19 protein-coding genes are annotated in these 21,461 nt (G+C 67.3%); 15 read left to right on the forward strand and 4 right to left on the reverse strand.

Translation table 11 applies throughout. The features are described from left to right. Positions 1-26 precede the first annotated feature (26 nt). Together oadA and JLK41_RS24590 are read right to left on the reverse strand one after the other, a co-directional pair. Positions 27-1,835: a sodium-extruding oxaloacetate decarboxylase subunit alpha gene (gene oadA, locus JLK41_RS24585; RefSeq protein ID WP_037054531.1), complete on the reverse strand. Its 1,809-nt coding sequence runs from the start codon at positions 1,833-1,835 to the stop codon at positions 27-29. Between the two features lie 8 nt (positions 1,836-1,843). Beyond that, positions 1,844-3,259, reverse strand: a complete 1,416-nt coding sequence (locus JLK41_RS24590) for an acetyl-CoA carboxylase biotin carboxylase subunit (RefSeq protein WP_037054528.1) — start codon at positions 3,257-3,259, stop codon at positions 1,844-1,846. A 156-nt stretch (positions 3,260-3,415) separates the two neighbouring features. Between JLK41_RS24590 and JLK41_RS24595 the strand changes: the two genes are divergently transcribed. Then, on the forward strand, positions 3,416-4,390 hold the full coding sequence (locus JLK41_RS24595) for a LysR family transcriptional regulator (RefSeq protein ID WP_280527679.1): 975 nt from the start codon (positions 3,416-3,418) through the stop codon (positions 4,388-4,390). A gap of 81 nt (positions 4,391-4,471) precedes the next feature. Then, positions 4,472-5,659, forward strand: a complete 1,188-nt coding sequence (locus JLK41_RS24600) for an XdhC family protein (RefSeq protein ID WP_210390038.1) — start codon at positions 4,472-4,474, stop codon at positions 5,657-5,659. Positions 5,660-6,139: 480 nt separating this feature from the next. Here the strand turns inward: JLK41_RS24600 and JLK41_RS24605 are convergent, their stop codons facing one another. Continuing rightward, positions 6,140-8,377 carry a xanthine dehydrogenase family protein molybdopterin-binding subunit gene (locus JLK41_RS24605; RefSeq protein ID WP_179555244.1) on the reverse strand — a complete coding sequence of 746 codons (2,238 nt, stop codon included), beginning with the start codon at positions 8,375-8,377 and terminating at the stop codon, positions 6,140-6,142. A 168-nt stretch (positions 8,378-8,545) separates the two neighbouring features. Beyond that, positions 8,546-9,004: a (2Fe-2S)-binding protein gene (locus tag JLK41_RS24610; RefSeq protein ID WP_210390039.1), complete on the reverse strand. Its 459-nt coding sequence runs from the start codon at positions 9,002-9,004 to the stop codon at positions 8,546-8,548. Between the two features lie 247 nt (positions 9,005-9,251). Between JLK41_RS24610 and JLK41_RS24615 the strand changes: the two genes are divergently transcribed. The 13 genes from JLK41_RS24615 to JLK41_RS24675 all read left to right on the forward strand — a co-directional run bounded on the left by JLK41_RS24615 (position 9,252) and on the right by JLK41_RS24675 (position 21,422). Beyond that, positions 9,252-9,923 (forward strand): GntR family transcriptional regulator, encoded by a 672-nt coding sequence (locus JLK41_RS24615; RefSeq protein WP_037054516.1) that lies wholly within the window; start codon positions 9,252-9,254, stop codon positions 9,921-9,923. A 132-nt stretch (positions 9,924-10,055) separates the two neighbouring features. Beyond that, positions 10,056-10,991, forward strand: a complete 936-nt coding sequence (locus JLK41_RS24620; protein ID WP_210390040.1) for a 4-hydroxyproline epimerase — start codon at positions 10,056-10,058, stop codon at positions 10,989-10,991. After that, the gene (locus JLK41_RS24625) at positions 10,988-12,097 is read left to right on the forward strand and encodes an NAD(P)/FAD-dependent oxidoreductase (RefSeq protein ID WP_175254337.1); all 1,110 of its coding nucleotides are present in this window, start codon (positions 10,988-10,990) and stop codon (positions 12,095-12,097) included. The genes JLK41_RS24620 and JLK41_RS24625 overlap by 4 nt, the downstream gene beginning before the upstream one ends. After that, a complete protein-coding gene (locus tag JLK41_RS24630; protein ID WP_037054509.1) occupies positions 12,090-12,326 on the forward strand; it encodes a (2Fe-2S)-binding protein in 237 nt (78 codons plus the stop codon). Before JLK41_RS24625 ends, JLK41_RS24630 begins: the two co-directional genes overlap by 8 nt. Then, positions 12,323-13,558, forward strand: coding sequence for an NAD(P)/FAD-dependent oxidoreductase (locus JLK41_RS24635; RefSeq protein ID WP_134676529.1), 1,236 nt, complete (start codon positions 12,323-12,325; stop codon positions 13,556-13,558). The genes JLK41_RS24630 and JLK41_RS24635 overlap by 4 nt, the downstream gene beginning before the upstream one ends. 70 nt (positions 13,559-13,628) lie before the next feature. After that, positions 13,629-14,381 (forward strand): AraC family transcriptional regulator, encoded by a 753-nt coding sequence (locus JLK41_RS24640; protein WP_051800625.1) that lies wholly within the window; start codon positions 13,629-13,631, stop codon positions 14,379-14,381. Between the two features lie 249 nt (positions 14,382-14,630). Next, a complete protein-coding gene (locus JLK41_RS24645) occupies positions 14,631-15,449 on the forward strand; it encodes an ABC transporter substrate-binding protein (RefSeq protein ID WP_037054498.1) in 819 nt (272 codons plus the stop codon). 22 nt (positions 15,450-15,471) lie between these two features. Next, positions 15,472-17,247: a cis-3-hydroxy-L-proline dehydratase gene (gene lhpI, locus JLK41_RS24650; RefSeq protein WP_425321831.1), complete on the forward strand. Its 1,776-nt coding sequence runs from the start codon at positions 15,472-15,474 to the stop codon at positions 17,245-17,247. Between the two features lie 3 nt (positions 17,248-17,250). Continuing rightward, the gene (locus JLK41_RS24655) at positions 17,251-17,916 is read left to right on the forward strand and encodes an amino acid ABC transporter permease (RefSeq protein ID WP_210390042.1); all 666 of its coding nucleotides are present in this window, start codon (positions 17,251-17,253) and stop codon (positions 17,914-17,916) included. A gap of 13 nt (positions 17,917-17,929) precedes the next feature. Further along, on the forward strand, positions 17,930-18,580 hold the full coding sequence (locus JLK41_RS24660) for an amino acid ABC transporter permease (RefSeq protein ID WP_037054493.1): 651 nt from the start codon (positions 17,930-17,932) through the stop codon (positions 18,578-18,580). Continuing rightward, on the forward strand, positions 18,573-19,295 hold the full coding sequence (locus tag JLK41_RS24665) for an amino acid ABC transporter ATP-binding protein (RefSeq protein WP_037054492.1): 723 nt from the start codon (positions 18,573-18,575) through the stop codon (positions 19,293-19,295). Before JLK41_RS24660 ends, JLK41_RS24665 begins: the two co-directional genes overlap by 8 nt. 12 nt (positions 19,296-19,307) lie before the next feature. Then, entirely contained in the window at positions 19,308-20,345 is a 1,038-nt protein-coding gene (locus JLK41_RS24670) for a trans-3-hydroxy-L-proline dehydratase (protein ID WP_150607168.1), read from the forward strand. 141 nt (positions 20,346-20,486) lie between these two features. Next, entirely contained in the window at positions 20,487-21,422 is a 936-nt protein-coding gene (locus tag JLK41_RS24675; RefSeq protein WP_210390043.1) for a dihydrodipicolinate synthase family protein, read from the forward strand. The last annotated feature ends 39 nt before the right edge of the window (positions 21,423-21,461 follow it).

Below are 21,461 nucleotides of genomic sequence, written 5' to 3' on the forward strand. Positions count from 1 at the left end.
CCATCCAACAGGCCGGGCTCCTGAGGTTAACCTTCGATTTCCACCAGCACTTCGCCCGGATTGACGCGGTCGCCCTTGGCCACGTGAACGGCCTTGACCTTGCCGGCAATCGGCGCCTGCACTTCGGTTTCCATCTTCATCGCTTCGGTGATCAGCACCGCCTGACCGGCCTTGACCGTGTCACCTTCCTTGACCAGCACATCGACGATGTTGCCCGGCATGGTGGTGGACACGTCGCCCGGGGCGCCGGCCTGCTTGCGCTTGCCGCCACTGCCGGCGACGAATTCGTTGAGCGGCTCGAACACCACTTCTTCCGGCATGCCGTCGATGGACAGGTAGAAGTGACGCTTGCCGTCGCCCTTGACGCCGACCCCGGTGATGTCCACGCGGTAGCTCTCGCCGTGCACGTCGACCACGAACTCGGTCGGCACGCCTTCGCCGCCGACCGGCGCCGCGCCCTGGCCACTGGGCATGGGCAGCAGTTCTTCGGGCTTGAGGGTGCCGGCCTCGCGCTCTTCGAGGAACTTGCGCCCGATGTCGGGGAACATGGCGAAGGTCAGCACGTCCTCTTCGGACTTGGCCAGGCTGCCGATCTCTTCACGCAGGCGCGCCAGCTCGGGCTTGAGCAGGTCGGCCGGACGCACGTCGATCACTTCCTCGCTGCCGATGGCCTGCTTGCGCAGCTGCTCGTCGACCTTGCCCGGGGCCTTGCCGTAGCGACCCTGCAGATACAGCTTCACCTCGTTGGTGATGGTCTTGTAGCGCTCGCCGGCCAGCACGTTGAAGAACGCCTGGGTACCGACGATCTGCGAAGTGGGCGTGACCAGCGGCGGGAAGCCGAGGTCGGCACGCACGCGCGGAATCTCGTCCAGCACTTCGTTCATGCGGTTCAGCGCGCCCTGCTCCTTGAGCTGGTTGGCCAGGTTGGAAATCATCCCGCCCGGCACCTGGTTGACCTGCACGCGGGTGTCCACGCCGGTGAACTCGCTCTCGAACTGGTGGTACTTCTTGCGCACGGCATGGAAGTACATGCCGATCTCCTGGATCAGCTCCAGGTCCAGGCCGGTGTCGAACTCGCTGCCCTTGAGCGCGGCGACCATCGACTCGGTACCCGGATGGCTGGTGCCCCAGGCCAGGCTGGAGATGGCGGTGTCGATATGGTCGGCGCCGGCTTCGATGGCCTTGAGCTGGCACATCGCGCCGAGGCCGGCCGTGTCGTGGCTGTGGATGAACACCGGCAGGTCGACTTCGCTCTTCAGCGCCTTGACCAGCTCGAAGGTGGCGTACGGCGTGAGCAGGCCGGCCATGTCCTTGATGGCGATGGAGTCGATGCCCATCGCCTGCATGGCCTTGGCCTGGGCGACGAAGGCGTCGGTGGTGTGCACCGGGCTGGTGGTGTAGGCGATGGTGCCCTGGGCATGCTTGCCGGCGGCCTTGACCGCCTCGATGGCGACGCGCAGGTTACGCACGTCGTTCATCGCGTCGAAGATGCGGAACACGTCGATGCCGTTGACCGCCGCCTTGGCGACGAAGGCCTTGACCACGTCATCGCTGTAATGCCGGTAGCCGAGCAGGTTCTGCCCGCGCAGGAGCATCTGCAGGCGGGTATTGGGCAGCGCGGCTTTGAGCTGACGCAGACGCTCCCACGGGTCTTCCTTGAGGAAGCGCACGCACGAGTCGAACGTGGCGCCGCCCCAGACTTCCAGCGACCAGTAGCCCACGCGGTCGAGCTTGTCGCAGATCGGCAGCATGTCTTCGGTGCGCATCCGCGTGGCCAGCAGCGACTGGTGGGCATCGCGCAGGACGGTATCGGTAACGGTGATCTTCTTGCTCATGATGTCCCCTACAGGCCCGCGTGGGCAGCGATGGCGGTGGCGATGGCGATGGCCAGGTGCGACGGATTGCGCTTGATCGAGTACTGGGTCAGTTCCGGATGGCTTTCGACGAAGCTGGTGTTGAACTGGCCGCTGCGAAATTCCGGGTTACGCAGGATTTCCTGGTAATAAGGCGCGGTGGTGCGCACGCCTTGCACGCGCATGTCGTCCAGCGCGCGCAGGCCACGGTCCATCGCCTCTTCCCAGGTCAGCGCCCAGACGATCAGCTTCAGGCACATCGAGTCGTAATAGGGCGGAATGGTGTAGCCGGTGTAGATCGCCGTGTCGGTACGCACGCCGGGACCGCCGGGGGCGTAGTAGCGGGTGATCTTGCCGAACGAGGGCAGGAAGTTGTTCTTCGGGTCCTCGGCGTTGATGCGGAACTGCAGGGCATAACCGCGGTGGATGATGTCTTCCTGCTTGATCGACAGGGCCAGGCCCGAAGCGATGCGGATCTGCTCGCGGACGATGTCGATGCCGGTGATTTCCTCGGTGATGGTGTGTTCCACCTGCACCCGGGTGTTCATCTCCATGAAGTACACCTCGCCCTCGGCGAGCAGGAACTCCACGGTGCCGGCGTTCTCGTAGCCCACGGCCTGGGCGGCGCGCACGGCGAGGTCGCCGATGTAGGCGCGCTGCTCAGGGGTGAGCTGCGGGCTGGGGGCGATCTCGATGAGCTTCTGGTTGCGGCGCTGGATCGAGCAGTCGCGCTCGTACAGATGCACGGTGTTGCCAAAGCTGTCGGCGAGGATCTGCGCTTCGATGTGCTTCGGATTGACGATGCACTTTTCCAGGAACACCTCTGCGCTGCCGAAGGCCTTGGTCGCCTCGGAGATCACCCGTGGGTAGGCCTGCTCCAGATCCTCGCGGCTGTTGCAGCGACGAATGCCGCGTCCACCACCACCGGAGGTGGCCTTGAGCATCACCGGGTAGCCGATGCGCTCGGCCTCACGCAGGGCCTCGGCCAGGTCGGCGACATTGCCTTCGGTGCCGGGAGTGCAGGGTACGCCGGCGGCGATCATGCTGCGGCGCGCTTCGGTCTTGTCGCCCATGCGGCGGATGACTTCGGCGCTCGGGCCTATGAACTTGATTCCACGTTCGGCGCAGATCTCCGCCAGTTCGGCATTCTCAGACAGGAAGCCGTAGCCCGGATGCAGGGCGTCGCAACCGGTCTCCACCGCCAGGTTCACCAGCTTGCGCGGGTTCAGGTAGCCGGCCAGCGGATCCTCGCCGATGCTGTGCGCCTCGTCGGCACGCTTGACGTGCAGCGCGTGACGGTCCGCATCCGAATAGATGGCCACCGAGCGAATGCCCATCTCGGCACAGGCCCGCACGATGCGGACGGCGATTTCACCACGGTTGGCGATCAGGATCTTCTTGATCACGGTTCGAATCCTCAGCGCAGAGCTGCAAGGGCCGCTGCAACAGTTGGTTGCAAAGTTGGACAAACCCTATCCGGCTATACGGATTAACCAAAATGAATAATTATTTGACCAAGCATAAGTAATTACTTATTCATCTTTGCGAACGAGGAAACGACCGTGCGTAAAACCCTGCTGCGCATGACCCTGCGCCAGCTCCAGGTCTTCCGTGCCGTGTGCGAGCACGGCTCCTACAGCCGCGCCGCCGACGAAATGGCCCTGACCCAGCCCGCCGTCAGCCTGCAGATCCGCCAGTTGGAAGAGCTGGTCGGCCAGCCGCTGTTCGAGTACCTCGGCAAGAAGCTGTACCTGACCGAGGCCGCCGAAGCCCTGCGCCGCGCCAGCAGCGACATCTTCGGTCGCCTGGAAAGCCTGGACATGCAGCTGTCGGACCTGCAGGGCTCGCTGCAGGGGCAACTGAACCTGTGCGTGGAATCCAGCGCCAAGTATTTCATTCCGCACCTTTTCGCCGACTTTCGCCGCAGTTACCCGGAAGTCAGCCTGAACCTGACCGTGGTCAACCACAGCCTGGTGGTACGCCGCCTGACCCAGAGCCGCGACGACCTGATGATCATGAGCCAGGTGCCGCAGGACATGGCGCTGGACTTCATGCCCTTCCTCAACAACCCGATCATCGCCGTGGCGGCGCCGGACCATCCGCTGTGCCAGGCGGACAACCTGCAACTGCAGGACCTGACCCCCTATCCCTTGCTGATCCGCGAGAGCGGCTCGGGCACCCGGCGCGCCTGCGAGGAGTACTGCCACCAGAAGCGCGCGCACTTCCCCAACACCCTGGAGATCGGCTCGCTGGAATCGCAGCGTGAAGCGGTGCTGGCCGGCCTCGGTATCGCCCTGCTGCCACGCCATGCCGTGCGCCTGGAGCTGCAGCACGGCTTGCTGCGCGAACTGCCGGTGGCCGAGCTGCCGCTGCAGCGCAGCTGGTGCGTGGTGAACATCCGCGGGCGACGCCTGTCCCCCGTGGCCCAGGCCTTCGTCGACTTCATCCGCACCGAGCGCGCGCATATCGTCAGGCTGGCCGAGCGTTTCGAAGGCAGCCACGCAGGATCGGGCAAGAATCTCGCAGGATCGGCCTAACTCTTCTTAACTGGCATACGGAACATTGGCAGTCTGAGGGTCGCCGCCTGTCGCTGCCCCGTTCTTGTCTGGGAGAAACCTATGCTGTCGGGAATCAGTGCCCTGCTCGACGCCATCGGCAGCGTCGAACGCGATAACGGCCAGGCCGTGCTCGCCACCGTGGTCAAGGTGGAAGGCTCGGCCTACCGACGCCCGGGCGCGCGCATGCTGATCCCGCTCTACGGCGGTACCGTGGGCACAATCAGCGGCGGCTGCCTGGAATCCGAAGTGGCGAAGAAGGCCTGGTGGCTGACCGACGGCGGCGAGGCGGTGATCCGTCGCTACAGCACCGCGACCCAGGATGACGATGATGACCAGGACGCCGCGCTGACCTTCGGCCTCGGTTGCAATGGCACCGTGCACGTGCTGCTCGAACGGCACAGCGCGGAGAAGCCCCTGGGCGTGCTCGACCTGCTGCGCCAGGTGCGCGAAAGCGGCCAGCCCGGCGCGCTGGCCACAGTGATCTCCAGCTATCGTCACGCCCGCGTGCGTGTCGGCGATCGCCTCGCCCTGCACCCCTCGCAGGCCAGCAGCGGACGCCTGCCCGAGCCCGGCCTCGACGATGCGCTCCGCGCCGACCTGGCCGAGACCCTGGCCCTGGGCCGCTCCTCGCTGCGGACCTACCAGGGTGCGCGCGGCGAGATCGAAGCGTTCTGCGAGTACCTGCCGCCGCAACGCCGCCTGGTGATCTTCGGCGCCGGGCATGACGCGCAACCGCTGAGCCACATGGCCAAGTTGCTGGACTGGCATGTCAGCGTGATCGACGGGCGCGCGCACTTCGCCCGCGCCGAGCGTTTCCCCGATGCCGACGTCGTGCGCCAGGTGGACGCGAAAGCGCCCTACGACCTGACCCGGCTGACCGACGGCGCGCTGGTGGCGATCATGAGCCACAGCTACAGCCAGGACCGTCACTGGCTGGGCAGCGTGCTGCAGGGCTCGCCCCTCTACGTCGGCCAACTGGGCCCACGCGAGCGCACCGAGCGCCTGCTGGGGGAAATTCGCCAGTACGCCGCACAACTGCCCGCGCTGGAGCGCCTGCACTACCCCATCGGCCTGGATATCGGTGGCGACACACCGGAAAGCGTGGCCACCTCGATCCTGGCCGAAATGACCGCCGCGCTGAACGAGCGCAGCGGAGGCATGCTCAAGCACCGCCTGGCGTCGATTCATGCGCAGACCCCGCTGGAGTCGAGCGACATCGCAGCGACCACCCGCCTGACCGCCTCCTGAACGCGGCCCCGGATTGCATCCGGGCTACGTCACCCCCTGTAGGAGCGGCTTCAGCCGCGATCGATCACAAGGACTCAACGCCGAAGCAGCCCCTGTACACCCCCGCCCCCTAGAGCACCCATCACATCCGCCGGCCCCAGCCTGGTGGGAGGGGCTTCAGCCGCGACGCCCCTCGAAAAGCCCAGAACGACCACGCCCCCACGCAGGGCAACCCCCCGCCCCGGATTGCATCCGGGCTACCACCCCCTGTAGGAGCGGCTTCAGCCGCGATCGATCACAAGGGCTCAGCGCTGAGGCAGCCCCCTGTGCACCCCCGCCCCGTCGAGCACCCATCACATCCGCCGGCCCCAGCCTTGTGGGAGGGGCTTCAGCCGCGACGCCCCTCGAAAAGCCCAGCACGACCACGCCGCCACGCAAACACCCCGAACAAAAACGCCCGGGCAACCTGCCCGGGCGTCTTGTGTCCAGCACCTGGCTCGGTCAGGCCTTGATCTGCGCCGGGAACGGCAGCTTGCGCAGGCGTACGCCGGTGGCCGCGAACAGTGCATTGGCCAGCGCCGGCGCCAGGGGCGGCACGCCGGGCTCGCCGACACCGGTCGGGTTCTGCGCAGAGGGCACGATATGCACGTCGACCCTGGGCATCTCGTTCATGCGCAGCACCTGGAAGTCGTGGAAGTTCGACTGCTCGACCCGCCCATCCTTCAGGGTGATCGCACTGTGCCGGGCCGCCGCCAGGGCGAAGCCGATCCCACCCTCCATCTGTGCCTTGATCACGTCCGGGTTGATGGCGATACCGCAGTCCACCGCACACACCACGCGATCCAGGCGATAGCTGCCGTCGGCCTTCACCGTCACCTCGGCGACCTGCGCCACGAACGAGCCGAACGACTCGTGCACGGCGATGCCGCGTCCACGCTTCTCGCCCGCCGCACCGGCGGCCAGCGGCTTGTCCCAGCCCGCCTGCCTGGCCGCCAGCTCCAGCGCGCCACGGTGACGCGGGTGGTTTTCCAGCAGCGCATGGCGGAAGGCATAGGGGTCCTGGCCGGCCGCCACCGCGGCTTCATCGATCATGGTCTCGGCCACATAGCCGGTATGGGTATGCCCGACCGAGCGCCACCACAGCACCGGCACCTTGATGTTGCTCGGCGTACTCAGCTCCACCTTGAGGTTGGGCACCGCATAGGACAGGTTGGAGACACCTTCGACCGAGGTATGGTCGACGCCCTCCTTGACCAGGAACGGCTCCATCGAGGTGCCGGCGATGATCGACTGGCCGACGATGCGGTTGTGCCAGGCCTGCAGCTTGCCGGCCTCATCCAGGCCGATGCGCGCACGGTGCAGGTACATCGGGCGGAAGAAGCCGCCACGGGTATCGTCCTCACGCGCCCAGACCATCTTCACCGGTGCGTCCACGCCTTTGTCGCGCGCGGCCTTGGTGATCGCCACGGCCTCCAGCAGGTAATCCGAACGCGAGCTGGCACGGCGCCCGAAACTGCCGCCGGCATACAGCTGGGTCAGCGACACCTGTTCCGGCTTGAAGCCCAGGTAGCCGCTGATGATCGCCTGGTCGACGGTCTGGAACTGCTCGCCGTTCCAGATCTCGCAGCGATCGGCGGAGAGCTTCACCAGGCAGTTCATCGGCTCCATCGCCGCATGCGCCAGGTACGGGAACTCGTAGTCGGCCTCGATGGTTTTCGCCGCCTTGGCCAGCGCCGCATCGGCGTCGCCACGGGCGGCAGCCGGCAGGCCGGGCTTGCCGGCACTCTCGCGGTACTGGGCGAGGATTTCCTCGCTGCCGAGGGTGAACGCCTGGCTCTCGTCCCAGTCGATCACCAGGGCATCACGCCCCTGGCGCGCGGCCCAGGTGTTCTTCGCCAGCACGGCGACGCCGGCACGGCCGTGCGGAAGGTCGCGAAACTCCACCACGTCGACCACGTCGCGCACGGCCTTGGCCTTGCTGCTGTCGACGGAGCGCGGTACGCCACCGAAACGCGGCGGGTAGGCGACCATCGCTACCAGCATGCCCGGCAGCTTGAAGTCCTGGGTGAACACGGCACTGCCGTCGGTCTTGCCCGGGCTGTCCTTGCGGCGCAGCTCGACCTTGCCGATCAGCTTGAAGTCCTGCGGCTGTTTGAGCTGCACCTGCTCGGGCACCGGCAACGCCGCAGCCGCCTCGACCAGTTCGCCGAAACCGGCACTGCGCCCCGAGCCGGGGTGACTGACCACCCCCTTGCTGACGCTGATTTCACTGGCCGGCACTGCCCAGCGCTGCGCCGCCGCAGCCACCAGCATGGCCTTGGCCGTGGCCCCGGCGTTGCGCATCTGCTCCCAGGAGTTGGCCATGGCGGTACTGCCGCCCGTGCCCTGCATCGGGCCGAAGGCGAGGTTGTTGTAGCGTTTCACATCGGCCGGCGCGCCTTCGACGCGCACCGTTTCCCAATCGGCGTCCAGCTCTTCGGCCAGCAACGTGGCCAGGCCGGTGTAGCTGCCCTGGCCCATCTCCAGGTGTTTGGCCAGCACGGTCACGCTGCCATCCAGGTCGATCCGCACGAAGGCGTTCGGCTCCAGCGGGCCACCTGCGGCCAGTGCATCCATGCCGCGGATCAGCGGCGCGAAGAAAATGCCCAGCGCCAGCCCGCCCGTGCCCTTGAGCAGCGAGCGACGGCTGACGTTGAGGATGCCGCGAGCGGCGCTATCGGGGGTTTCGATCTTGCCCATGATTCAGTTCTCCGAAGAAAACCTGTTCAGGGTCTCGCGGGCCAGAGGCGGACAAGGCAACAACCGATCGACGACGGACTGGGCTCGCACATGCGTTGATGTGCTGCATGCATTCCGAATCGGTTCTATGCCCCGCACGCGCGACGCGCAGCAGACCCTGGAGAGGTCTTAGGCCAGTTGCTCGGCGGCTTGATGAATGGCCGCACGAATCCGCACGTAGGTGGCGCAACGGCAGATGTTGCCGCTCATGGCCGCGTCGATATCGGCATCGCTCGGCGTCTTGTTGCTGCTGAGCAGTGCCGTGGCCGCCATGATCTGGCCAGACTGGCAGTAGCCGCACTGCACCACGTCGAGCTCACGCCAGGCCTCCTGCACGACCTTGCCGACGCTGTCCTCGGCGACCGCTTCGATGGTGCTGATGCGCTTGCCGACCACCGCCGATACCGGAGTGACGCAGGAGCGGGTCGGCTGTCCCTCGACGTTCACCGTGCAGGCACCGCACAGCGCCATGCCGCAGCCATATTTGGTGCCGGTGAGATTGGCGACGTCACGCAGGGCCCAGAGCAGCGGCATGTCATCGGCCACGTCCAGCTCATGGTCCTTGCCATTGAGATTCAGGGTAATCATGGTCTGCCCACCTTGACTTGATGGTGTCTGAATAGTCTCGCCAGGCTCGCCGGCGTTCACGGTCAGGCCCACAGGGAGCCAGACCATCACTGTAGTGGGCGAACAGCACGGTGTCGTTGCCCGCCAACGAGATCGGCAGAACCGGGCAACAAGTCCGTAGAATCGGGCAAGCTGCGAAATACCCCTACGATCCGCTCGAGAAATTTCGTATAAAATATCCGCGATAGCTGAAGAGAGTACCGCCCCCTTGCCCCTTGCCCGTGTCAACGCCCCCAACCTCGGCCTCACGCCAACGGCATCGGAGGTCATCACCACGCACCTGCGTGACGCCATCGTCGCGGGCGATATCGCCGAAGGCGAGCCGATTCGCCAGGACGACGTGGCGCAGCTGTTCAACGTCAGCAAGATTCCCGTGCGCGAGGCGCTCAAGCGCCTGGAGGCCGAGGGCCTGGTCCTGTTCCAGCGCAACAAGGGTGCCGTGGTGACACGGATCTCCGAGCCGGAGCTGGCGCAGATGTTCGAGGTGCGCATCCTCCTCGAGAACAAGGTGTTGCGCCTGGCCATTCCGAACATGACCGAGGAGACCTTCGCCCGCGCCGAGCGCATCTGCGAGGAGTTCGTCGGCGAGGAAAACGTGGGGCGCTGGGCCGAACTCAACTGGAAGCTGCATGCCTGCCTGTACGAGCCGGCGCAGCGGCCTTTCCTGGTCAGCCTGATCCGCTCGATCCACGACAAGCTGGAGCGCTACCTGCGCATGCAGATGAGCCTGTCGGAGGGCAAGGACCGCGCCGACCACGAGCACCGCGCGATCATCGACGCCTGTCGCAGCCGCGACACGGAGCATGCGGTGGCGCTGCTCGAGGAACACATCACCGGTGTCTGCAGCAGCCTCTTCGCGCATTTGCCGGGCCACCGCTGAGGCCCGCCCCGGCCTATTCAGCCGCCCCGAGGTTGTGCTGATTTCGTCATTCGCCCCAGGCAAATCCCTCAAGCCGGACGCTGCGCCTCGCGTCACCCTGTAGTCACTCAACACGACTGCAGGCATGGCCACATGAAACGTATCGAGGTAATCGATTCCCACACCGGCGGTGAACCGACCCGCCTGATCATCAGCGGTTTTCCTGACCTGGGCAGCGGCAGCATGGCCGAGCGCCGGCGACGCCTGGCCAGCCAGCACGACCAGTGGCGGGCGACCAGCGTGCTGGAGCCACGCGGCAGCGACGTCCTGGTGGGCGCCCTGCTGTGTACCCCGGTCGATCCCCAGGCCTGTGCCGGTGTCATCTTCTTCAACAACACCGGCTACCTCGGCATGTGCGGGCATGGCACCATCGGCCTGGTGGCCTCCCTGGCCCACCTGGGGCGGATCGGGCCCGGCGTGCACAAGATCGAGACGCCTGTCGGCACCGTCGAGGCGACCCTGCATGAGGATCGCTCGGTCAGCGTGCGCAACGTGCCGGCCTACCGCTACCGCAAGGCGGTCACCCTGGGCGTGCCCGGACAGGGTGACGTCACCGGCGACATCGCCTGGGGCGGCAACTGGTTCTTCCTGATCAGCGACCACGGCCTGCGCGTGGCGGGCGACAACCTCGAGGCCCTGACCCGCTACAGCGCGGCCGTGCAGCAGGCGCTGGAAGACCAGGGCATTCGCGGTGAGGACGGCGGCCTGATCGACCACATCGAGCTGTTCGCCGATGACGCCGCAGCCGACAGCCGCAACTTCGTGCTCTGCCCCGGCAAAGCCTACGACCGTTCGCCCTGCGGCACCGGCACCAGCGCCAAGCTGGCCTGCCTCGCCGCCGACGGCAAGCTGCAACCCGGCACGACCTGGCGCCAGGCCAGCGTGATCGGCAGCCAGTTCGAAGGCCGCTACGAGACCGCCGAAGGTGGCCGCATCATCCCGACCATTCGCGGCCGGGCCAACGTCAGTGCCGAGGCTACCCTGCTGATCGAGGACGACGACCCCTTCGCCTGGGGCATCGTGCTGTGAGCGACGGCGCCGACTTCATCGTCATCGGCGCCGGCATCGTCGGCGCCACCTGCGCCCACGAACTGGCCCGGCGCGGGCACCGCGTGCTGGTGCTGGATGCCGGCCTGCGCGCCGCCACCGCTGCCGGCATGGGCCACCTGATCGTGCTCGACGACAACCCGGCCGAGCTGGCCCTCAGCCAATACTCGGTGCAACGCTGGCGCGACTGGTCGCGGGACATGCCGGAGGACTGCGCCTACCGGCAGAACGGCACCCTGTGGCTGGCCGCCAATGCCGAGGAAATGGCCGTGGCCGAGGCCAAGTATCAGGTGCTGCGCGATCACGGGCTGGACTGCGAGCTACTCGGCGCCACGGCCCTGCAACGGGCCGAACCGGAGCTGCGCGACGGCCTGCACGGCGGTCTGCGCGTGATCGGTGACGGCATCCTCTATGCGCCCAACGTCGCGCGCTGGCTGCTCGACCACCCGCTGATCGAACAACGCCTGGCGCACGTCGTCGAGGTGGACGGCCAGCGCGTGCGCCTGGAGGACGGCAGCTGGCTCAGCGCCCAGGCGCTGATTCTCGCCGGCGGCACCCACGCCAGCACCCTCTGCCCGGAGCTGCCGATCGAGCCGAAGAAGGGCCACCTGCTGATCACCGACCGCTACCCCGGGCGCATCAGCCACACCCTGGTGGAGCTGGGCTACGTCACCAGCGCGCACAACGCCAGCGGCCCTTCGACCGCCGCCAATGTCCAGCCGCGCCCGACCGGACAGCTGTTCATCGGCGCATCGCGGCAGTTCAACACCAGCGACCCCACCGTCGAACCATGGATGCTGGCGAAGATGCTGCAGCGCGCCGTCGATTACGTACCGGGGCTGGCCCGGCTCAACGCCATCCGCGCCTGGACCGGCTTTCGCGCCGCCAGCCCGGACGGCCTGCCGCTGCTCGGCGCGCACCCGCAACGCCAGGGCCTGTGGCTGGCCGTCGGCCATGAAGGGTTGGGCGTGACCACTGCACCGGGCAGCGCCGATCTGCTGATCGCCCAGTTGCTCGGCGAACCCGCCCCCTTGCAGGTGGATGCCTACCTGCCACAACGCTTCCCAGGAGTACGCGCGCATGCCTGAACTGACTCTCGACGGCAGCCCATTGCGGGTGGCCCCCGGCACCACGGTCGCCGCCGCGCTCGCGCTCGGTGGCGACGGCAGCAGCCGCACCTCGGTCAGTGGCGAGCGCCGCGCCCCGCTGTGCGGCATGGGCATCTGCCAGGAGTGTCGCGTGAACATCGATGGCCAGCGGCGCCTGGCCTGCCAGACCCTGTGCCAGGACGGCATGCACGTGGAGACCCGAGCATGAAGGTGGACCTGCTCATCGTCGGCGCCGGCCCCGCCGGCATGGCGGCAGCTCTGGCCGCGGCCCCCAGCGGCGCGCGCATCGCCATAGTCGACGACAATCCCGCCGCGGGCGGACAGATCTGGCGCGACGGCCCGCAGGCGCACCTGCCGGCGCAGGCGCGCGCCTACCGGCAACAGCTGGAGGCGCTGGCGAATGTCGAGTGGCTGCCGTGCACCCGCGTGGTCGCCCTGGCCGGCCCCAAGGCGCTGTTGCTGGAGGACCCCACGCGCGGCTGGATCATCCACTACGACAAGCTGATTCTCTGCACCGGCGCGCGGGAGCTGCTGCTGCCGTTTCCCGGCTGGACGTTGCCCGGGGTTACCGGCGCGGGTGGCCTGCAGGCACTGATCAAGGGCGGCCTGCCGGTCGCCGGCGAGCGCATCGTCGTCGCCGGCAGCGGCCCGCTGCTGCTCGCCAGCGCCGCCACGGCGCAGGACAACGGCGCGCAGGTGCTGAACATCACCGAGCAGGCACACTGGTCAGCCGTCGCCGGTTTCGCCGCGCAACTGCCGCGCTGGCCAGGCAAGCTGCTGCAGGCCTGCACGCTGTTCCATCCGGGCTACAGGGCGAACAGCCATGTCGTCGAAGCACTCGGTGACGGGCGCCTGCAAGCCGTGCGCCTGAGCATCGGCGGGCGCATCCGCGAAGTCGCCTGTGACCGCCTGGCATGTGGCTTCGGCCTGATAGCCAACCTGCAACTTGGCCAGGCCCTGGGCTGCCGCATCGAACTCAATGCACTGGCCGTGGATGACTGGCAGGCCACCAGCCTCGCCGATCACTACGCCGCCGGCGAAAGCACCGGCTTCGGCGGCAGCGAGAAAGCCCTGGTGGAAGGCGCCATCGCCGGCCATGCGGCAGTCGGCGAGCACGATGCAGCGCGGCGCCTGTGGCCACGACGGCACCACTGGCAGGGGTTCGCCAAGGCGTTGAACGCAGCGTTCGCCTTGCGTGACGAGGTCAAGCACCTCGCCAGGCCCGAGACCCTGCTCTGCCGCTGCGAAGACGTGCCGCTGGCGGCCGTCCGCGACCAGGCTGGCTGGAGCCAGGCCAAGATGGCCAGCCGCTGCGGCATGGGCGCCTGCCAGGGACGCGTCTGCGCAGCCGCCGCGCAGGTGCTGTTCGACTGGCCACAGCCGGCGCCCCGCTCGCCGCTCAGCCCGGCGCGCATCGACACCCTGCTGCACCTGCAATAGCGCCGTTCGAGCACTACCCAGGCGGCCCCGCGAGCCGTATGCTCAGGGGCCGCCACCTGTCAGTCGCACGATGTTAGACCTGCTGCCACGTTCCACGCTCACCGACCTGCCCGCGCTGCTCGACAGCCTTGCGGCGGTCGCGCCGTTGCTGGACGCAATGCCCGGCGTGGTGTTCTTCATCAAGGACCCGCAGGCGCGCTACATGATGGTCAACCAGACGCTGGTCCGGCGCTGTGGCTGCAAGGACAAGCAGGCGCTGCTCGGCCGCACCGCCGAGGCGGTCTTCCCGTCGCACCTGGGCCCGCAGTACACCGCCCAGGACCTGCAGGTCCTGCAGGCCGGCGCGCGGCTGGAGGATCAGCTCGAACTGCACCTGTACCCCGGACACCTCACCGGCTGGTGCCTGACCCACAAGCTGGCGCTGCACGATGTCGCCGGCAACGTGATCGGCATGGCTGGCGTGTCGTGTGACCTGCAGGCCGCGCAGGACACCCACCCGGCCTACCAGAAGCTGGCTGCGGTGGACGACTACATTCGCCAGCACCACGCGCGCCCGATCAGCCTGGCCGAGCTGACCGAACTGGCCGGGCTCTCGGTGGCGCAGCTGGAGCGCCTGTGCAAGCGCATCTTCCAGCTCACGCCACGGCAGATGATCCACAAGGCGCGGCTCGGCTCGGCCAGCCAGCTGCTGCAGGGCGAACTGCCGATCACCGAGGTCGCCCTGCGCTGCGGCTACACCGATCACAGCGCCTTCAGCCGCCAGTTCAAGGCCCTGACCGGCCTCTCTCCCAGCCAGTATCGCGACGCCCGGCGCCAGCTCTGAGCAGGCGTGTTCCGCTTCGGGGCAAACGCGCGCCGTCATGCTTCGTTATGTAACACGGTGACAGTTCGCCAGCGCCGCGCGCTGCGTCACCTTGCTCGTCTTCCCCTCTGCAGCCCTTGCCAGACAAGGGCTGGCACCTCGCAGCAGGCTGCCGGCGAAAATCGGCACAGGCCTTGCTAATCAAATATCGTATACGAAATCTTTGATACTCGATTCATCTGCCAACCATCACCCATCATGAGGCTGCACATGAACAGAAAGACCCTCACCCTCGCCCTCGGCGCCGCATTGAGCGCTTCGCTGATCGGCAACGCCCAGGCCGACAAGCTCGACGACATCATCGAATCCGGCAAACTGCGTTGCGCCGTGACCCTGGACTTCCCGCCCATGGGCTTCCGCGATGAGCAGAACAAGCCGGCCGGTTTCGACGTCGACTACTGCAGCGACCTGGCGAAGATCCTCGGCGTCGAGGCCGAAGTGGTCGAGACCCCCTTCCCGGATCGCATTCCCGCGCTGGTTTCCGGCCGGGCCGACGTCATCGTCGCCTCCACCTCCGACACCCTCGAACGCGCCAAGACGGTTGGCATGACCGTGCCCTACTTCGCCTTCCAGATGGTCGTGCTGACCCGCGAAGACACCGGCGTGAACGGCTACGCCGACCTGAAAGGCAAGAAGCTCGGCAACACCAGCGGCACCTACGAGGCCATCGCCCTGGAAAAGGATCAGAAGGCCTGGGGTGAAGGCAGCTTCCGCGCCTACCAGTCGCAGAACGACACCATCCTCGCCCTGAGCCAGGGCCATATCGACGCCACCGTGGTGACCAATACCGTGGCCGCCGCCACCCTCAAGTCCGGCAAGTACAAGGGCCTGAAGGTCGCGGGCGACGCCCCCTACGTCGTCGACTACGTGTCCCTGGCCGCCAAGCGCAGCGAGTACGGCCTGCTCAACTACCTCAACCTGTTCGTCAACCAGCAGGTGCGCAACGGCCGCTACGACGAGCTGTGGAAAAAGTGGGTGGGCGAGGAGATCAAGCCGGCCAACCTGACCGTTCCCGCCGTGTACTACTGATCGGCCGCGCCTGGTGGGGATGATGACGATGCCTGCAACTACTATCGACGGTCGCTGCCTGGTCGCCGGCCGAGGCCAGGGGCCACTGCTGCACGCCACGCTCGGCCTGAGCTTCTGGGGCGGCGTCGACCCGAGCAACGGCGAGGTGATCGACCGCCATCACCCGCTGAGCGGGCAATCCCTGGCCGGGCGCGTACTGGCCATTCCCAGCGGACGCGGCTCCTGCACCGGCAGCAGCGTCCTGCTGGAGCTGATCCTGTCAGGCCCGGCGCCAGCGGCGCTGGTGCTGGCCGAACCCGACGAAATTCTCAGCCTCGGCGCCCTGGTCGCCGAACACATCTTCGGCATCCAGCTGCCCGTGCTGTGCATCGGCCATGCGGCGTTCGCCCAACTGGCCGCGCACCACGGCAGCTTCGCTCGCGTCGACGGGGCGAACCTGCAGCTGTTCGCCCACGCACCCGACGATGGCTGGCAAGCCAGCCCGCTCGAGCCGGTCGAAACCCAGGCGAGCACGCTCGAACTCAACGCCGGCGACCGCGCCCTGCTCGCCGGTGAACAGGGCCGCGCCGCCCAGGTCGCCATGCAGTTGCTGGTCCGCATGGCCGAACTGCAGGGCGCCAGCGCACTGCTCGACATCAGCCAGGCGCATATCGATGGCTGCATCTACACCGGCTCGGCCAGCCTGCGCTTCGCCCAGCAACTGCTGGACTGGGGCGCCAGGGTGCGCGTGCCGACCACCCTCAACGCCATCTCGGTGGACCAGCGCCAGTGGCGCGCCCTGGGCGTCGATCCGACGTTCGGCGAACCGGCCAGCCGCCTGGGCGACGTGTACATGGCGATGGGCGCGCAGCTCAGCTTCACCTGCGCGCCCTACCTGCTCGACAGCGCACCGGCATTCGGCGAGCAGATCGTCTGGGCCGAATCCAACGCAGTGGCCTATGCCAACAGCGTGATCGGCGCGCGCACGCTCAAGTACCCGGACTTTCTCGACATCTGCATCGCCCTCACCGGCCGCGCGCCGCGCACCGGCAGCCATCTCGACGCGGGCCGCCAGGCGCGCCTGTTGCTCGAGGTCGAGGCGCCCGCACAGGCCGACGACAGCTTCTGGCCACTGCTGGGCTACCACGTCGGGCTGCTCGCCACCGTCGACATCCCGGTACTCGCCGGCCTCGAGCACAGCCAGCCGAGCCGCGATGACCTCAAGGCTTTCAGCGCGGCCTTCGCCACCACTTCGGCAGCGCCGATGTTCCATATCGCCGGCATCACCCCGGAGGCGCCGGACGTGACCCGCGCCCTCGCCGGCCAGGCACCACGGCGCACCCTGCAGGTGACGCTGGCGGACCTGCGCAGCAGCTGGGCCGAGCTCAACAGCGCCGACTCGAGCGAGGTCAGCCTGGTCGCCCTCGGCAACCCGCACGCCTCGGCCAGCGAGCTGGCCAGGCTGGCCGAACTCTGCGCCGGGCGCACGCGCCATCCGCATACCGCCGTGGTGGTGACCTGCGGGCGTGCCGTGCACGACCAGGCCAGCGCCAGCGGCCATGTCGCCACCCTGCAGGCCTTCGGCGTGCGCCTGCTGACGGACACCTGCTGGTGCATGCTCGGCGAGCCGGTAGTGCCGCCGGACAGCCGCAACCTGATGACCAATTCGGGCAAGTACGCCCACTACGCCCCCGGGCTGGCCGGACGCCAGGTGCATTTCGGCAGCCTTGCCGCGTGTGTCGACGCGGCCTGCAGCGGGCAGAACCAGGGACAACTCCCGGCCTGGCTGGGACAACCTCAACCGCAAGGAACCCATTGATCGATGTTCGATTATTCCTTCCACTGGCGCTCAGCGTTCAAGGCCCTGCCGGACATGCTGGCCGGCGCCTGGGTCACGCTGGAGACCGCCGCGCTGTCGATGCTTCTCGGCACGCTCATCGCCCTGTTGCTGACCGTGATGCGGCAGATGAAGAACCCGGCGTTGCGGCATTTCGCCAATACCTGGGTGTCCATCGCCCGCAACACGCCGTCGCTGTTCCAGATCTACATCCTCTACTTCGGGCTGGGCAGTTTCGGGCTGCACGTCAGCTCCTGGGTCGCCCTGCTCGCCGGCATCACCTTCAACAACGCCGGCTACCTGGCGGAGAACTTCCGTGGCGGCCTCAAGGCCGTGCCGGAAACCCAGATGAAGGCCGCCCGCTCGCTGGGCATGAACGCCTTCCAGGCGTACCGCATGATCATCGTGCCGCAACTGCTGCGCATCGTCTTCCACCCGCTGTCCAACCAGATGGTCTGGGCCGTGCTGATGACCTCGCTGGGCGTGGTCGTGGGCCTGAACAACGATCTCACCGGCGTGACCCAGGCCTACAACGTGAAGACCTTCCGCACCTTCGAGTACTTCGCCCTCGCGGCGCTGCTCTATTACCTGATCGCCAAGACCATCGTGCTCGTCGCACGGCTGATGGCCTGGCGTCTGTTCCGCTACTGAGGGAGGACTGCACATGTTCGAAACCAGCCTGACCTCCACCGACCTGATGTTCATGCTCGACGGCGCCTGGGTGACCCTGCAGCTGACCGTCGGCGCCATGCTCATCGGCACCCTCTCCGGCGTCGTCTTCGGCCTGCTGCGCGCCACCCTGCCACGCGCCAGCCTGCCGCTGGCCTGGGTGCTGGACGTGTTCCGCAGCGTCCCGTTGCTGATCCAGTTCGTGCTGTTCAATGCCATGAAGAGCATCGCCGGGCTGAACATCAGCGCCTTCGCCGTCGGCTGCATCGTGCTCGGCGTCTACGCCGCGGCCTTCTGCACCGAGATCGTCCGCAGTGGCGTCCTCGCGGTGCCGCCGAACCTGCGTCGCGCCTCGCGCTCGCTGGGCATGAGCTACCTGCAGGACCTGCGCTACATCGTGCTGCCGATCGCCACCCGCGTGGCCTTCCCCGGCTGGCTCAACCTGGTGCTGAGCGTGATGAAGGACAGCGCCCTGGTCATGTGGATCGGCATCGTCGAGCTGCTGCGCGCCTCGCAGACCATCGTCACGCGCATTCAGGAGCCGCTGCTGGTGCTGTGCATCGCCGGCATCATCTATTACGTCATGAGCCTGGTCGTCGCCCAACTCGGCGCCCGGCTGGAAAAAAGGTGGCAGGAAAATGATTGAGATCGACAACGTCCACAAATCCTTCGGCGACCTCGAGGTCATCAAGGGCGTCAGCCTGACGGTGAACAAGGGCGAGGTGGTGTCGATCATCGGCGGCTCCGGCTCCGGCAAGTCGACCCTGCTGATGTGCATCAACGGCCTGGAGCCGATCCAGCAGGGCAGCATCCGCGTCGACGGCACCGAGGTGCATGCCGCCGGCACCGACCTGAACAGGCTGCGGCAGAAGATCGGCATCGTCTTCCAGCAGTGGAACGCCTTCCCGCATCTGACGGTGCTGGAGAACGTCATGCTGGCGCCGCGCAAGGTGCTCGGCCTGAGCAAGGAGGAAGCCGAGGCGATGGCGGTCAGGCAGCTGACCCACGTCGGCCTGGCGGAGAAGCTCAAGGTGTTTCCCAGCAAGCTCTCCGGCGGCCAGCAACAGCGCATGGCGATTGCCCGCGCACTGGCCATGAGCCCCGACTACATGCTGTTCGACGAGGCCACCAGCGCCCTCGACCCGCAGCTGGTCGGCGAGGTGCTGGACACCATGCGCATGCTCGCCGAAGACGGCATGACCATGGTCCTGGTGACGCACGAGATCCGCTTCGCCCGGGACGTCTCCGACCGCGTGGCGTTCTTCCGCAACGGCCTGGTGCACGAGATCGGCACGCCCGACCAGGTGATCGGCAATCCGCAGCGCCCGGAAACCGCCGACTTCCTCAAGTCGGTCAACTAGGAGGGCCGCAGCATGCGCAGCAGCAAACTCATCCATGTCGTCAGTTGCCACGCCGAAGGCGAGGTCGGTGACGTCATCGTCGGCGGCGTCACCCCGCCTCCCGGCGAGACCCTCTGGCAGCAGTCGCGCTGGGTCGCGCAGGACGACTTCCTGCGCAACTTCGTGCTCAACGAGCCGCGCGGTGGCGTGTTCCGCCACGTCAACCTGCTGGTGCCGGCGAAGAATCCCGCCGCGCAGATGGGCTGGATCATCATGGAACCGGCCGACGTGCCACCGATGTCCGGTTCCAACTCGCTGTGCGTGGCCACCGTGCTGCTCGACAGCGGCATCCTGCCGATGAGCGAACCGCAGACCCGGCTGACCCTGGAAGCCCCCGGCGGCCTGGTGGAAGTGCTCGCCGACTGCAAGAACGGCAAGGCCGAGCGCGTCGAAGTGAAGAACGTGCCGTCCTTCGCCGACCGGCTCGACGCCTGGATCGAGGTCGAGGGCATCGGTTCGCTACAGGTGGACACCGCCTACGGTGGCGACAGTTTCGTCATCGCCGACGCGCACAGGCTGGGCTTCGCCATCACCCCGGACGAAGCCGCAGACCTGGTCGCCATCGGCCTGAAGATCACCCAGGCGGCCAACCAGCAGCTCGGCTTCAGCCACCCGCTGAATCCAGACTGGAACCACCTCTCCTTCTGCCAGATCGCCGCGCCGGTGGTGCACGAGAACGGTGTGGCCACTGGCGCCAACGCGGTGGTCATCCGCCCCGGCAAGATCGACCGCTCCCCCTGCGGCACCGGCTGCTCGGCGCGCATGGCCGTGCTGCATGCCAAGGGCCAGCTGGCGGTGGGCGAGCGCTTCATCGGCCGCTCGATCATCGGCTCGGCGTTCCACTGCCGCATCGACTCGCTGACCGAGGTCGCCGGGCGCACGGCCATCTACCCCTGCCTGTCCGGGCGCGCCTGGATCACCGGCACCCACCAGCACATGCTCGACCCGGACGACCCCTGGCCAACCGGCTATCGTCTGTCGGACACCTGGCCGGTGGACGTGCAGCTGTAACGCGGCGTTCAGCAGATTGACAAGCGCCGGCTCGCCGACGCAGTGAACCGGGCTACGGCCCAGACCCTGGAAATGAATGGTGCGCTTCGCACGCTTATTTTCGTATACGAAATACCCTGCATCTATCCAAGAGGCTACAGCATGAGCAACATCTTCATCGGCACCATCCCCGCCCTGATGACCCCCTGCACCGCCGAGCGCAAGCCGGACTTCGACGCCCTGGTGCGCAAGGGCAAGGAACTGATCGAAATCGGCATGAGCGCGGTGGTCTACTGCGGCTCCATGGGCGACTGGCCGCTGCTCACCGAGGCCGAGCGCCAGGAAGGCGTGGCACGCCTGGTCGCAGCCGGCGTGCCGACCATCGTCGGCACCGGCGCCGTGAACAGCCGTGAGGCCGTGGCGCACGCCGCGCACGCCGCCAAGGTCGGCGCCCACGGCCTGATGGTCATTCCCCGCGTGCTGTCCCGTGGCGCCTCGCCGGCCGCCCAGGAGGCGCACTTCTCCGCCATTCTCGCCGCCGCGCCGAACCTGCCTGCGGTGATCTACAACAGCCCCTACTACGGCTTCGCCACCCGCGCCGAGCTGTTCTTCAAGCTGCGCCGCCAGTACCCCAACCTGGTCGGCTTCAAGGAATTCGGTGGCGCCGCCGACATGCGCTACGCCGCCGAACACATCACCTCGCAGGACGACAGCGTGATTCTCATGGCTGGCGTCGATACCCAGGTGGTGCACGGCTTCGTCAACTGCGGCGCCACCGGCGCCATCACCGGCATCGGCAACGCGCTGCCACACGAAGTGCTGCAACTGGTCGAGCTGAGCAGGCAGGCCGCCAAGGGCGATGCCGTTGCGCGCCGCCGGGCCTGGGAGCTTTCCGAAGCGCTGAACGTGCTGTCGTCCTTCGACGAAGGCACCGACCTGGTGCTCTATTACAAGCACCTGATGGTGCTCAACGGCGATCAGGAATACCGCCTGCACTTCAACGAGAGCGACGCGCTCAGCGACGCCCAGCGCCGCTACGCCGAGACCCAGTACCAGCTGTTCCGCCAGTGGTACGCCAACTGGTCGGCCGCCGCCTGACCGCTGCACCTCGCTCGGCTGCCGCCTGCGCAGCCGAGC

The organism is Ectopseudomonas khazarica, from assembly GCF_017915135.1.
Taxonomy (GTDB): Bacteria; Pseudomonadota; Gammaproteobacteria; order Pseudomonadales; family Pseudomonadaceae; genus Aquipseudomonas; species Aquipseudomonas khazarica.